Genomic DNA, 14,412 nt, shown 5'->3' on the forward strand with positions numbered 1-14,412 from the left:
CCCGTTCGTTACCCGTTGCGGCCTCTATAGACCCGCGGGCCTTCACGCGCCAATGACCAAAACGCGAGACGAAATGAAACAGGCGGCCCTTGCGGAACCGCCTGCCCGTTGATTCATGCCGCGCGGCTACTGGCCGGTGGGAACCTGCGAAGGCTCGGGTGCAGCGCCACCTTCGGCCTGGCCGCCGGCTTCCGGCTGCTGGCCGGCAGGCGCGGAGTCGAGCGCGCCGCCCAGTTGATCCAGGATCCCGTTGCCTTCGCCCTGCTCGCCCTGCTGCGTCTGCTGCGGAACGCGGTCGAGAATGTCGGTCGGGCGCTCGCCGTAGCGCGCCAGAAGCGAAAGCCCAAGCGAGGTAGCGAAAAAGGCGGCTGCGAGAATGGCCGTGGTCCGGGTCAGCGCATTGGCTGCCCCGCGGGCGGTCATGAAGCCGGAGCCCCCGCCGATGCCGAGGCCACCGCCTTCGGAACGCTGAAGCAGCACGACGCCGACAAGCGCGAGCACGATGATGAGATGAATGACGATGAGGACGGTTTCCATCGGGGATTTCCGGCCCGCATCACAGCGGGCTCTTCATGGTTCTGCATTGAAATTTTGCGGCTCAATACACGGGATTGCGCCGCAAGGAAAGGGTCAGGCCGGTTCAAATGCCATATCGGCACCGCAAGTGCCGTTTGCAAGGTCTTTCAGATCGACCGGTAGGCGTCCGCGATGCCGAGGAAATCGGACGACTTCAGGCTGGCACCGCCGACAAGGGCACCATCCACATTGGCGACTGCCAGCAATTCGCGCGCATTGGCGGGCTTCACCGAACCGCCATACAGGATGCGCATCGCCGCCGCACCGTCACCGAGGAGAACGCGGAGACGTTCGCGAATATGGGCGTGGGCGTCTTCCACATCCTGTACCGTGGGCGTCAGGCCGGTGCCGATCGCCCAGACCGGTTCGTAGGCAATGACGGTGTTGGCCGCCGTCGCGGCAGCAGGTACCGATCCCTCGATCTGGCGCGTCAGCACCGCGAGCGTCTCGCCGGACCGTCGCTGCTCCTCGGTCTCGCCGATGCAGATGATCGCGGTCAGGCCGGCGCGCCAGGCGGCAAGTGCCTTGGCGGCGACAAGCTGGTCGCTTTCGCCATGGTCCGTGCGCCGCTCGGAATGGCCGACAATCACGAAGCTGCCGCCGGCATCCCTGACCATTTCCGCCGAGATGTCGCCGGTATGGGCACCCGATGCCCTGGGGTGGCAATCCTCTGCCCCGGCCCTCACGGAGGAGGAGGAAAGGCATGCGGCGGCGCGCGAAAGCAGGGTGGCCGGAACGCAGAGCAGGCCGTCGCATTCGGAATCCAGCGACGACGCGAACCCCGCCGCTATCGCTGAAATCTCGGGCAGGTCGCCGCTGGTGCCATTCATTTTCCAGTTGCCCGCAACGAGCGGCTTGATCCCCGGGGTCATGGTTCCGATATCCTCCTCATCATGCGGCCAGGGGCGCCGGAATTCCGGCAACAGCCGCATTCGCCCTATACAGCGCCCTTGATCAGGGCTATCAGCCTCACCTAAAACCAATGCGCGCGAACCGCAACCAAGGAATACGGACCAGGACATGCTCGACTCCCTTCGCAACGCCGCCGGCACATGGGTCGCAAAGGCTCTGCTCGTGCTTCTCGTGCTCAGCTTCGCGGTCTGGGGCATTTCCGGGCAGATCACCAATGGATTCAACTCCAATGCCGTCGTCCAGGCCGGAGACACAGAGGTTTCGGTAACCGAATACCGCCTGGCCTATGATCGGGAGTTGCGGCTGCTTTCGCAGCGTTTCGGCCAGCGGATCACCCGCGAGCAGGCGCAGGCGCTGGGGCTGGACCAGCAGGTGCTGTCGCAATTGGTCGCGGGCGCCGTGCTCGACGAACAGGCGCGCGAAATGGACCTGGGCCTGTCGAAGGACCGCCTTGCCGCCCTGACGGGCGAAGACCCGGCTTTCAGGGGGCCGGACGGCCGATTCGACCGCCGCGCCTTCGATTATGTGCTGCGTGAAGTGGGCATGCGGCCGGAGGACTACCTTCGCAACCGCCAGCAGGTGGCCGTGCGCCAGCAGATCGTGGAAGCCGTGTCCGACGGACTGAGCGTGCCCGACACCTTCCTCAAGGCGGCCGCGCTCTATCGCGGCGAGGACCGGACGGTGGAGTTCATCAAGCTTCCGGGCCGTCTTGTAGAGCCGATCGAACCGCCGGACGATACCGCGCTGCAAGCCTATTTCGAAGACAACAAGGCCGATTGGCGGGCGCCGGAATATCGCAAGATCAACCTTGTCGTTCTGGAACCCGAGTCGATCGCCGATCCGGATGCCATCTCCGACGAACAGGTCCGGGCCGATTACGAAGCGCGCAAGGAGCGGTATACATCCGCCGAAACCCGGCTGATCGACCAGCTTGTCTTCAAGAGCCGGGACGAGGCGGAGGCCGCGCGCAAGCGCATCACCGGTGGCGCCACCTTCGACGAGGTGGCCGCTTCGGAAGGCAAGACGCCGGAGGACACCAGTCTTGGAACGGTGGAGCGCTCGGCCATACCCGACGCGACCATCGCCGAGGCCGCGTTTTCCCTTGGCCAGAACCAGGTTTCCGACGTCATCGACGGCGCCTTCGGCCCTGTCCTGCTCCGGGTGCGGGAAATCAATCCGTCCGAGACAAGGCCGCTGGATGCGGTTGCCGGTGAAATCCGCCGGGAACTGGCCCTGGCCGAGGCCGATCGTATCCTGCTCGATGTCCACGATTCCTACGAGGATGCCCGCGCCGGCGGTTCCACGATGGCGGAGGCCGCGCGCCAGCTCGGTCTGCCGATGACCACTGTCGATGCCGTCGACCGCGCCGGGCTCGGCCCTGATGGCCAGCAGGTTCCGGGCATTCCGGAACAGGCCGAACTGCTTGCCGCGGCCTTCGAGACGGAAGCGGGCGTGGAAAACCCGCCGCTCAACCATGGCCGCTCCGGATTCGTCTGGTACGAGGTCGAAGGCGTGACTCCAGCGCGCGACCGCACGCTCGATGAAGTGCGTGACGCCGTGGTGGCTGCCTGGACAACGCGGGAACGCACCGACCGGCTGGCGCAGAAGGCCGGCGAACTGGAGAAGCGGCTGGAATCCGGCACCACGCTGGATGAAATTGCCCGGGAACTGGAACTCGAAAAGCAGGTCAAGCGCGGTCTGAAGCGTGGTGCCGACGATGCCGATATCGGCAAGGCCGGGGTCAACGCCGCGTTCTCGGTGAAGCAGGGTGAGACCGGGCTTGTGCCAGGGCCCTCGGGCCAGGAGCAGATCCTGTTCCGGGTGACAGAGGTTTTCGAGCCGGCAGGCGCCTCAGCGCAGTCGATTCCGGAGGCAGAGCGTCGGCAGTTGACCGGTGCGTTCTCGGACGATCTCCTGGAGCAACTCGTGGCCGATCTTCGCGACAAATACGCCGTGACGATGGACCGCAACGCCATTGGCCGGGCGCTTTCCTTCTGATCCGGCCAACCGGCGCAAACCCAATTCGCGGAGGGGGCGATGAGTGAACTGAAGAGCGCGATTGCGAAGGTGGCGGACGGGACCCCGCTCAGCTTCGAGGAAGCACGCAATGCGTTTGACATCATGATGTCGGGCAATGCGACACCCAGCCAGATGGGTGCCTTCCTGATGGCGCTGCGCGTGCGCGGCGAAACCGTGGACGAGATTTCCGGCGCGGTGTCGACCATGCGGGCGAAGATGATCCCGGTTGCCGCGCCAGAGGATGCCATCGACATCGTGGGCACCGGCGGGGATGCATCCGGCACATACAACGTGTCCACCTGTGCCGCCTTCATCGTGGCCGGCTGCGGTGTGCCTGTCGCCAAACACGGCAATCGCGCCCTTTCCTCCAAATCCGGCGCGGCGGACGCGCTTTCGGCTCTTGGCATCAACCTGGAACTCGCTCCCGACGCCATCGCCCGCTGCATCCGGGAGGCCGGGCTCGGCTTCATGTTCGCGCCGGCGCACCATTCGGCGATGCGGTTTGTCGGCCCGACCCGCGTGGAACTGGGAACACGGACGATCTTCAACCTGCTCGGGCCGCTTTCCAATCCGGCCGGTGTACGCAAGCAGCTTGTCGGCGTGTTCGCGCCGCAATGGCTGGAGCCGCTGGCCCATGTCCTCAAGGACCTGGGGTCAGAGCACGTCTGGCTGGTGCATGGCGACGGACTGGATGAAATGACCACCACCGGCACGACGCAGGTCGTGGAACTGAAGGACGGCACGATCCGCGGCTTCGAGCTGACGCCGGAAGAGGCCGGCCTGCCGCGCGCACGGCTTGAAGATCTGAAAGGCGGCGACGGTGCGCACAATGCACGGGCGCTGCGTGCTGTGCTTCAGGGTGAGAAGAACGCCTATCGCGACATAGCGCTGCTGAATGCCGGCGCTTCGCTGGTGGTGGCGGGCAAGGCCGATACGGTCGCCGAAGGCGTGGCCATGGCGGCCGACGCCATTGACGAAGGGCGCGCCTTCGCGGCGCTGGAGCGGCTGATCGCGGTCTCCAACAGCGGAAAGGTCGCCTGAGCGATGGCCGATATCCTCAAGAAGATCGAGGCCTACAAGCGTGACGAGATTGCCGCGGCGAAAGCAGCACTTCCGCTGGCCGAAGTGCGCGCCCGCGCTTTGGATGGCGATGCGCCGCGCGGCTTCCTGAGGGCGCTGGAAGACCGCAAGGCCGAAGGCCGGTTCGGACTGATCGCCGAAATCAAGAAGGCCAGCCCCTCCAAGGGGCTGATCCGGGCCGATTTCGACCCGCCGGCGCTGGCGCGCGCCTATGAGACCGGCGGCGCGGCCTGTCTTTCGGTGCTGACGGATGGACCGAGCTTCCAGGGCGCACCGGAATTCCTGACGGCTGCGCGCCAGGCGGCCGGGCTGCCGGCCCTGCGCAAGGATTTCATGTTCGAGCCCTACCAGGTCTGGGAAGCCAGGGCCTGGGGCGCCGATTGCATCCTCATCATCATGGCGAGCCTCTCGGACGACGAAGCCCGTGCGCTGGAAGAATGCGCCTTCGAGGCCGGCATGGACGCGCTCATCGAGGTGCATGACGAGGCCGAGATGGAACGGGCTCTCATGCTGTCCTCACGCCTGCTGGGCGTCAACAACCGCAACCTGCGCACGTTCGACGTCAGCCTGGAAACGACCGAACGCCTTGCCGCCATGGCACCTGGCGACCGCCTTCTGGTTGGCGAGAGCGGCATTTTCACCCATGCCGATTGCCAACGGCTTGCAGGCCACGGCGTGACTTCCTTCCTGGTCGGGGAAAGCCTGATGCGCCAGGATGACGTGACAGCCGCCACACGGACCCTGCTCGAAGGCGATGGCGCGCGGCTTGCGGCAGGCTGACCATGGCTGAGCATCTGACCCATATCGCGGAAAACGGCGAGGCCCACATGGTGGATGTCGGCGACAAGGCCGCCACGAGCCGCACGGCCATTGCCGAGGGCGCGGTGCGCATGCGGGCCGAAACGCTGGCGATGATCCTTGCGGGCAATGCCAAGAAGGGCGATGTCATCGCCACGGCGCGGATTGCGGGCATCATGGCCGCCAAGAAGACCCATGAGCTGGTTCCGCTCTGTCACCCGCTGCTGCTCACCAAGGTGACCGTGGACATCACGCCCGACGAAACCCTGCCCGGCCTGCGTGTGCGCGCACTGGCACGGGTGAACGGCCAGACCGGTGTGGAGATGGAAGCGCTGTCGGCCGTGTCCGTCACCTGCCTCACGATCTATGACATGGCCAAGGCCGTGGACCGGGGCATGGTGCTGACCGATATCCGCCTTGTCGAAAAGGAAGGCGGGAAATCCGGCCACTGGCGCGCAGAGGACTGAAGAAATGGCATTGCTTCCCGTTGACGAGGCGCTCTCCAGACTGCTGGACGATGCGGGCCTGCTGGGCGCGCAAGAGGTTCACATCGCGGATGCGGCAGGCCGCTTCCTGGCCAGCGACCTGGCGGCCCGGCGCACGCAACCTCCCTTCCCGGCCGCCGCCATGGATGGCTATGCCGTGCGGGCCGATGACATCGCCAACGTGCCTGCCGCGCTGACGGTGATCGGCGAATCGGCAGCGGGCCACCGCTTTTCGGGCAAGGTGGAGGGCGGAGAATGCGTGCGCATCTTCACCGGCGCGCCCGTCCCCTCCGGCGCCGATACCGTGATCATCCAGGAAAATGTCGGCGTGCTCGGCGACGGTCGCGTCCAGGTGAACGAAGGCGAGCCGAAAGGCCGCAATATCCGCGTCGAAGGGCTGGACTTTCGCCAGGGCAGCACCATCCTGAAGGCCGGCCGGCAACTCGATGCCGCGGCGCTGTCGCTCGCCGCCGCCGCCAATCACGACCGCCTCACGGTGGCACGCAAGCCACTCGTCGCCATTCTCGCCACCGGCGACGAACTGGTTCCGCCTGGCGCCCTGCCCGGCCCGGACCAGATCATCGCCTCCAATTCGTTCGGCGTTGCGGCACTGGCGACCGAATGCGGCGCCACCGTCATCGATCTGGGCATTGCCCGCGACGATCACGGCATCATCGGCGCCGCTGTCGGGCGGGCTCGGGATGCAGGCGCCGATATCATCGTCACGCTGGGCGGCGCGTCCGTCGGCGATCATGATCTCGTCCAGTCGGTCCTTGCCGATGCCGGGATGGAACTCGACTTCTGGAAGATCGCGATGCGGCCGGGCAAGCCGCTCATGGTCGGGCGCTTTGGCGAAACGCGTGTGCTGGGCCTGCCGGGCAATCCCGTATCGAGCCTCGTCTGTGCCCATCTGTTCCTGAAGCCGCTCATCAAGGCGCTTTGCGGGGCACGCCATGTGCATGACATCCGCACGGCCCGGCTGACCACGCCGATGAATGCAAATGGCGACCGCCAGGACCACGTGCGTGCGGTTTGCACAAGCGATGGCACGGGCGGCCTGCAGGTGACGCCTTTCAAGCGCCAGGATTCGTCCATGCTGTCCACGCTGGCCGAGGCCAATTGCCTGGTGATCCGGCCCGCGCACGCACCGGCCGTCAACGAAGGCGACAACGTGCCCTGCCTGATCCTGCGCAGCCTCGGCGACTGACCGACCCGCAGGCGTGCCGTGCGTGCGGCACCATTGCGATGCCACTTGCGGAACAGGACGGGAACAGATATGTTTGTTCCGGTTTTGTATTGCGACTCGTCAGGAGGTGGCCCGTGCTCACCCGCAAACAGCATGAACTTCTGCTTTTCATTCATGAGCGGCTGAAAGAAACCGGGATACCGCCTTCCTTCGACGAGATGAAGGATGCGCTGGAACTGGCGTCCAAGTCCGGCATTCACAGGCTGATCACGGCACTTGAGGAACGCGGGTTCATTCGCCGCCTGCCAAACCGGGCACGGGCGCTGGAGGTGATCCGCATGCCCGAGGGGGTTGCGGGCGCACCTCAGGCGCGCAAGTTTTCACCCAGCGTGATCGAGGGCGGACGCGGGCAGCCAGGCGGCACGAAGGCGCCGCCGGCCGAGAAGGAATCCGGACAGTCCATTGCCATTCCGGTCATGGGGCGAATCGCCGCCGGCGTGCCGATCGATGCCATCCAGCATCAGACCCACACGATCGCCGTGCCGCCGGACATGCTGGGCGGTGGCGAGCATTACGCGCTGGAGGTTCGCGGGGATTCGATGATCGAGGCCGGTATTTTCGACGGCGACACCGTGATCATCCGCGACGGCCAGACGGCCAATCCCGGCGACATCGTCGTCGCGCTGGTCGATGACGAGGAAGCGACGTTGAAGCGCTTCCGGCGCAAGGGGGCTTCCATTGCGCTGGAAGCGGCCAATCCGGCCTTCGAGACGCGCATTTTCCCGCCCCACCGCGTGAAGGTGCAAGGGCGTCTGGTCGGGCTGATCCGGCGGTATTGAAGCCTGAAACAGGATTTGGATCGATCGATCATGAAAAGGGGGCGCCGGACTGGCTCGGCGCCTTTTTTTTCGTTCACTCCGTATCCCCGGCCTTCGTGGAGGCCGGCGCCGCCATTCACTCAGCGGCAATACCGGCAGGCTGCTTGCGCCGGCGCGTCGATGCCAGGGCGGCGCCGATCACCGCGAGGATGACGATCGCGGCTTGCGGGACGATGGCTTCCCAGGTCGGGTTCAACCCGGCATCGACGAGCGATGACGGCAAGTCCATCGGATCGTAGGCCAACAGTTGCAGTTCCTGCAGTTCCTGAACCGAACCGCCAACGAATTTCAGGCCCATGACAAAGAGGAAGGCCGAGGTTGCCAGAAAGATGAAACGCAGGGGCAACCGCGCGGCGAAAGCATTGACCGCAAACCAGACAACGGCCAGCACGCCGGTGGCGGCAGCAATGCCGATCCAGAAGCCGACATGCCATCCACCACTCGCCGCAGCGCTCGCATGGAGAAACAGGATTGTTTCAGCGCCTTCGCGAAAGACTGCGAGAAAGGCAATCAGGGCGAGCGACAATGTCGTTCCCGCGCTGACTGCGCGGTCTGCCACGGCACGCAAGGTCGCCTGCCATGCCTTCGGATCCTGCTTCAGAAAGAGCCAACCGGACATGTAGAACATCAGGCCGGCCGCAACCATCATGACAACTGCTTCAAGTCGGTCGTCATGGGCGCCACCGAGGAACACCTCGAAGGCAAGCGCGGCGGCCACGCTAGCAAGAACCGCCATGGCCACGCCGATATAGAGGTAACGCGTGCGCTCGCCCATGCCGGCGCGATGGAGGAACGCGGCAAGAGCCGATATGACCAGAAGGGCCTCAAGGCCCTCGCGAAAAAGGACAAGTCCGGACTCAAGAGCCGCCGACAGAATTGGCATCTCGTTTTCTCTCATTGTTCAAGATCGTCCGCAGGAAGCCAGATGTGCCCGGCGGCCGCAAGCAGCCTTTGCCCAGTTTGTAACGTTTCCAAACTGGATGCCTGCAGGTGGGACGCTGGCGGCACGGCCAAGTGTCAATCCCTGGCCTCCGGCTTCCACTCTTCCAGGCCGCGGGCGGCGCGCGACCATTTCCGATGCCTGTGCCACGGGCGGTATGGCCGGTTGATGGCATGGCGGATCGAAACGCCCTTGCCGTGCGGGTTCAGGCGAAAGGCAGCCGATCCTTCGAGCGCCAATTGCCGGGCTGTGACGATGACGGCCATGTGCCGTCCACCGCAGCGGGGCGCTTCGGAAGGCTTGCTGTAGAGAATGAGGATGGCGGTCCGGCATGCGGCACGGACTGTTTCCGGATCGTCCGTCTGGACGATCCAGCCGCGCGGGGCCTTTGCCAGGCAGAGTTGATCGTCGCAGGCAAATCCCCCGGCCAGGGGTCTTGCCGCCTTGCCTGTCGCTTCCCGGGCCAGCAAGGCCGCCAGGCTGCCGCGTTTCAATGCGGCGGCGCGTCTGACCTCGCCGGTTCCCGCTGCCCGTGTCCAGTTCTGGCGTGTGAAGCTGGAAATCCGGGTGCGATTGAAGGCAAGGCTGCCCTCAGCGATGCGGATGGCCAGCGTCTTTCCGTCATCGGATATCCAGCCATCGGGAATGTCGGCACCGCGCCAGGCCAGGCCGGCGGCCAGTATGAACGGCAAGGCGAGCAGGCGCAGGCGGGTCGTCAGGACCGTTGCCGCAATGAGCGCGATCGTGGCCAGCATCATCGCCGGCAGCGGCACGAGCCCGGTCTGGTCATGGCCGGACCGGCTCGCGGTTTCGTGGGCGATCCGCAGCACCAGTCCGATGCCCTGCCCCATGAGCCAGAAGAAGGGTGCATCAAGGTCGAACAGGATCATCAGATGCGCGACAAGGGCCGCGGGCATGACGACCAGCGACACGATCGGCATTGCGGCGAGGTTTGCCACGGGCCCGAGCGGGGCATAGCGCTGGAAGTGGAACGCGCCATATATGCCGGTCGCGGCACCGGCAATGATGGAGGTGAAGAGCAGCGCCGCAACGGGGCGCAGCACGGAGCCGGCCCACCCACCGGCCATGCCCTTCCCTTTTGCCATGCGATGCTGCTGCACTGCCGCATAAGCGGCGACGAGCGCGGCCGTGGCGGCAAAGGACATCTGGAACCCCGGCCCTGTGATCTCGTGCGGACTCCAGAGCAGGATCAGCACGGCGGCAATCGCAATGTTGCGCATGGTCAGCGCCATCCGGTCGGCGTGAAGCGCCAGCAGCATCACGGCGAGCATGATGTAGCTGCGTTGTGTGGCGATGGCGCCGCCGGACAACATGAGATAGGCGCTGACGGCCAGCAGGGCGGCCAGCGCGGCATGCTTCCTCACGGGATGGCGGGCGGCAAATGCCGGAAAGGCGGCGAAGATGGCGCGCAGCCCCCCGGCCACGGTTCCGGCCACAAGCGCCATGTGCAGCCCGGAAATGGCCAGGATATGAGCCAGCCCGCTGGTTCGCAGCGCCTCGGCATTGCTGTCGCTGATGCTGCCCTTGTAGCCTGTCACGAGCGCAGCCGCGATCTCACCATTCTGCCCCTGGATGCGGGCGCGGATGCGTTCTGCCAGGGCATGGCGGATGCGCTCTATGGCAGCCGACAGCCCGTCAGGGTTTGGCGACGCCTCTATCCGCGGCGTGCCGAAGACGAAACCGATCGCGCCCGTTCCGTCGAAATGGCTCTCAAACGAGAAATCGTATCCTCCGGGGCGGACCGGACCGGGCGGGGGCATCAGCCGGACGCGGCCCGTGAAGCCATCGCCTGCGCGGGGCAGCCGCGCCTGCATCCGCGTGGTGATGCGGACCCTTTCCGGCAGATAGCGCAAGGCCGGACGGGCAGAGCCGCTCGTCTCCACGATGAGACGCATGCGCCCGCCTTCCAGAAGCTCGGCGGCCGCAATCCTTCCCGTGAGCGTGGTCGTGACCGCACTGCCCGTCGTGACCGCGGCGCCCCGACCGGTTTCCAGTCTTGCCGCCACCATGCCGCAAAGGATGCAAAGGCAGCCTGCCAGAAGCAGACTGGTGCCATGCCTGCGGCGCGCCAGCCAAAGCAGGCCGGCGAACGCAAAGGAGCCGGCCAGGAGGGCCGAAAGGTCCGGCTCGGTGGAAAGGGCGAAATAGCCCGCCGCGCCGGCACCGATCATCAAGGGCAGCATCAGGAAAAGCAGACCGCGCTCCATTTCCAACGCCAGATCGCGGCGAAGGCCGCGCATGACGGCCGATGGCGAGAGCGCGGCGGCTATCCGCTGCAGCCGGTCGCGGCCGGGCGGCGGCCGCACGGGCAAGTGTACCGGGGCAGGCATGGGCACGGATCGAATGTCGTCGGCATGGCGGATTTCCGGTCCGGCCGGCTCACGGTGAGCCGTTCGGGCCGCAAACATGGCCCGCTCGTCACTCACCCCCTTTTCCGCCCCCGTGGCCAAAGCCAGCGCCTTCCGGCCAGCACTTGCACCCCACGGTTCCTATGCTACATGGGGCGCACGCTTTTTCCAGCCCGCATGTTCCCCCACGTCCGGGCTCACCCATTCCAACGGACCGATTCGTCATGACAAAAGCCGTCGTCACCCGCTTTGCACCCTCGCCCACCGGCTACCTGCATATCGGCGGCGCCCGTACCGCGCTGTTCAACTGGCTCTATGCGCGCCATACCGGCGGAAAAATGCTGCTTCGCATCGAAGACACAGATCGCGAACGCTCGACCGAGGCCGCCACGGCCGCCATTCTCGAAGGCCTCGACTGGCTGGGCCTCGGCTGGGACGGCGAGCCCTATTCGCAGGCCGCACGCGCCGACCGCCACGCCGAAGTGGCGCACGCCCTGGTGAAGGCGGGCAAGGCCTATTACTGCTATTGCTCCCAGGCCGAACTGACGGAGATGCGCGAGAAGGCAAAGGCGGAAGGCCGCCCACCGCGCTATGACGGCACATGGCGCGACCGCGATGCATCGCAAGCGCCGGAGGGCATCGCACCGGTCGTGCGCATCAAGGCGCCGCTGTCCGGCGAGACGCTGGTCGCCGACAAGGTCCAGGGCGACGTGCGCTTTCCCAACAAGGACCTCGATGATTTCATTATCCTGCGTTCCGACGGCACGCCGACCTACATGCTGGCCGTGGTGGTGGACGATCACGACATGGGCGTCACGCATATCATCCGTGGCGACGACCACCTGACCAATGCCGCGCGGCAGACCATCATCTACGAGGCGATGGGCTGGGACGTTCCGGTGATGGCGCATATCCCGCTCATCCACGGCCCGGACGGGGCGAAACTCTCCAAGCGCCACGGCGCACTGGGCGTGGAGGCCTATCGCGAGATGGGCTACCTGCCATCGGCCATGCGCAATTATCTCGTCCGGCTGGGCTGGAGCCATGGGGACGACGAGGTGATGAGCCTTGAAGACATGATCGCATGGTTCGAGATCGAGGATATCAACAAGGGCGCGGCCCGCTTCGACTTCAAGAAACTGGAAGCACTCAACGGCGTGCACATGCGCAACATGGACGCGGGCGATCTCACGGCGGTGTTCCTGGAGACGCTGCCGTATCTGCCCGCCGGCCCTGCCCTGCTGGAGAAGATGAGCGAGGCGCGCAAGGCGCAATTGCTGGCCGCCATGCCCGGCCTGAAGGAACGCGCGCGCACCCTCAATGAACTGGCCGAGGGCGCCGGCTTCATTTTCGACGAACGCCCGCTGCCGCTGGATGAAAAGGCGGCAGGGATCCTCGATGACGCGGCGCGGGCGCTGCTCGCGGACATCCTTCCGCGGCTGGAGCAGGCAGGGGACTGGTCGGCGGAGACCACAGAGGCGGCCGTACGCGGCTTTGCAGAGGAAAAGGAACTCAAGCTTGGCAAGGTCGCCCAGCCGCTGCGCGCCGCGCTGACGGGGCGGGCCACATCTCCCGGCGTTTTCGATGTGCTCGCGGTTCTGGGACGGGAGGAGAGCCTGGCACGAATCGCCGACCAAACGCGCTGAAATTCCCTTTTTTCAGCGGTTTGACGCAGTTCAAGCGGTCAGGCCGCAAGACAAAAGGCTTACGCCGGGAGGGCTGGAAAGCCGGGGCATGCGCTTGGCAGAAGGGCTTAAATAGGCTAGCTACTCAGCCATCATTTTTGCAATGCAAAATCGACCGTTGGCGTCAATCGTCACGAAAGGAGACCTGAATGAACGAGAAAACCGCAAAACTCGAAGTGGGCGGCGAAACGATCGAATTGCCGGTCCATTCAGGTACAATCGGTCCGGATGTCATCGACATTACCGCGCTCTATGCGAAGACCGGCAATTTCACCTACGATCCGGGCTACACGTCGACGGGAAGCTGCGAATCCAAGATCACCTATATCGACGGTGACGAGGGCATCCTGCTGCATCGCGGCTATCCGATCGAGCAACTCGCCGAGCATGGCGACTTCATGGAAACCTGCTACCTGCTTCTCTACGGCGAACTGCCGACCAAGGAGCAGAACGACGATTTCCACTACCGCATCACGCGCCACACCATGGTGCATGAGCAGATGAGCCGCTTCTTCACCGGTTTCCGCCGCGATGCCCATCCGATGGCCATCATGTGCGGTGTCATTGGCGCAATGTCGGCTTTCTACCACGACTCCACCGACATTTCCGATCCGCACCAGCGCATGGTCGCCTCCATGCGCATGATCGCGAAAATGCCGACGATCGCGGCCATGGCCTACAAGTACCACATCGGCCAGCCCTTCGTGTATCCGCGCAACGACCTGGATTACGCCTCCAACTTCCTGCACATGTGCTTTGCGGTGCCATGCGAGGAATACAAGGTCGATCCTGTTCTCGCGCGCGCCATGGACCGGATTTTCATCCTCCATGCCGACCATGAGCAGAACGCCTCCACCTCGACTGTCCGCCTCGCCGGCTCGTCGGGCGCCAATCCCTTCGCCTGCATCGCCGCCGGCATTGCCTGCCTGTGGGGTCCGGCACATGGCGGCGCCAATGAAGCCGCGCTCAACATGCTTTCGGAAATCGGTTCCGTGGACCGCATTCCCGAGTTCATTGCGCGCGCGAAGGACAAGAACGATCCGTTCCGCCTCATGGGCTTCGGCCACCGCGTCTACAAGAACTACGATCCGCGCGCCAAGATCATGCAGAAGACCTGCCACGAGGTGCTTCAGACGCTCGGCATCACGGACGACCCGCTGCTCGACGTGGCGATGGAACTGGAGCGCATTGCGCTGACGGACGAATATTTCATCGAGAAGAAGCTGTATCCGAACATCGACTTCTATTCCGGCATCACGCTGAAGGCGCTCGGCTTCCCGACCAACATGTTCACCGTGCTGTTCGCCCTCGCCCGCACTGTCGGCTGGATTGCCCAGTGGAAGGAAATGATCGAGGATCCGCGCCAGAAGATCGGCCGTCCGCGCCAGCTCTACACGGGTGCGGCGCAGCGGGACTATATTCCGGTAGGCGACCGCTGAGCTTTCGCTCTGCGACACCAAACGAAAAAGCGCCTTCCGGGGCGC

The 14,412-nt window shown here is 65.1% G+C and carries 12 protein-coding genes; 8 read left to right on the top strand and 4 right to left on the bottom strand.

Annotation, left to right across the window (positions count from 1 at the left end):
• Positions 1-126 precede the first annotated feature (126 nt).
• Together secG and tpiA are read right to left on the bottom strand one after the other, a co-directional pair.
• Positions 127-537, bottom strand: coding sequence for a preprotein translocase subunit SecG (gene secG / locus R3D65_RS00425; RefSeq protein ID WP_371273259.1), 411 nt, complete (start codon positions 535-537; stop codon positions 127-129).
• 146 nt (positions 538-683) lie between these two features.
• Complete coding sequence (gene tpiA, locus R3D65_RS00430) at positions 684-1,448, bottom strand: triose-phosphate isomerase (RefSeq protein ID WP_371273260.1); 765 nt, start codon at positions 1,446-1,448, stop codon at positions 684-686.
• Between the two features lie 148 nt (positions 1,449-1,596).
• Between tpiA and R3D65_RS00435 the strand changes: the two genes are divergently transcribed.
• The 6 genes from R3D65_RS00435 (at position 1,597) to lexA (ending at position 7,895) form a co-directional block, all read left to right on the top strand.
• Positions 1,597-3,486: a SurA N-terminal domain-containing protein gene (locus R3D65_RS00435; RefSeq protein ID WP_371273261.1), complete on the top strand. Its 1,890-nt coding sequence runs from the start codon at positions 1,597-1,599 to the stop codon at positions 3,484-3,486.
• Positions 3,487-3,525: 39 nt separating this feature from the next.
• Positions 3,526-4,548, top strand: a complete 1,023-nt coding sequence (trpD, locus tag R3D65_RS00440) for an anthranilate phosphoribosyltransferase (protein WP_371273262.1) — start codon at positions 3,526-3,528, stop codon at positions 4,546-4,548.
• A 3-nt stretch (positions 4,549-4,551) separates the two neighbouring features.
• The gene (gene trpC / locus R3D65_RS00445; protein ID WP_371273263.1) at positions 4,552-5,367 is read left to right on the top strand and encodes an indole-3-glycerol phosphate synthase TrpC; all 816 of its coding nucleotides are present in this window, start codon (positions 4,552-4,554) and stop codon (positions 5,365-5,367) included.
• 2 nt (positions 5,368-5,369) lie between these two features.
• Positions 5,370-5,852, top strand: a complete 483-nt coding sequence (gene moaC / locus R3D65_RS00450; protein WP_371273264.1) for a cyclic pyranopterin monophosphate synthase MoaC — start codon at positions 5,370-5,372, stop codon at positions 5,850-5,852.
• Between the two features lie 4 nt (positions 5,853-5,856).
• Entirely contained in the window at positions 5,857-7,077 is a 1,221-nt protein-coding gene (gene glp, locus R3D65_RS00455; protein WP_371273265.1) for a gephyrin-like molybdotransferase Glp, read from the top strand.
• 113 nt (positions 7,078-7,190) lie between these two features.
• Entirely contained in the window at positions 7,191-7,895 is a 705-nt protein-coding gene (lexA, locus tag R3D65_RS00460) for a transcriptional repressor LexA (protein WP_371273266.1), read from the top strand.
• Between the two features lie 115 nt (positions 7,896-8,010).
• Here lexA and R3D65_RS00465 read toward each other — a convergent pair whose 3' ends face one another.
• Together R3D65_RS00465 and R3D65_RS00470 are read right to left on the bottom strand one after the other, a co-directional pair.
• On the bottom strand, positions 8,011-8,817 hold the full coding sequence (locus R3D65_RS00465; RefSeq protein ID WP_371273267.1) for an FTR1 family protein: 807 nt from the start codon (positions 8,815-8,817) through the stop codon (positions 8,011-8,013).
• A 134-nt stretch (positions 8,818-8,951) separates the two neighbouring features.
• Positions 8,952-11,321, bottom strand: a complete 2,370-nt coding sequence (locus R3D65_RS00470) for a ComEC/Rec2 family competence protein (protein WP_371273268.1) — start codon at positions 11,319-11,321, stop codon at positions 8,952-8,954.
• Between the two features lie 146 nt (positions 11,322-11,467).
• On the opposite strand from R3D65_RS00470, the gene gltX reads away from it, so the two are divergent.
• Complete coding sequence (gene gltX, locus R3D65_RS00475; protein ID WP_371273269.1) at positions 11,468-12,889, top strand: glutamate--tRNA ligase; 1,422 nt, start codon at positions 11,468-11,470, stop codon at positions 12,887-12,889.
• A gap of 188 nt (positions 12,890-13,077) precedes the next feature.
• Positions 13,078-14,367 carry a citrate synthase gene (gene gltA / locus R3D65_RS00480; RefSeq protein WP_371273270.1) on the top strand — a complete coding sequence of 430 codons (1,290 nt, stop codon included), beginning with the start codon at positions 13,078-13,080 and terminating at the stop codon, positions 14,365-14,367.
• The last annotated feature ends 45 nt before the right edge of the window (positions 14,368-14,412 follow it).

The sequence above is a fragment of the Zhengella sp. genome (genome assembly GCF_041397485.1).
Taxonomy (GTDB): Bacteria; Pseudomonadota; Alphaproteobacteria; order Rhizobiales; family Rhizobiaceae; genus Zhengella.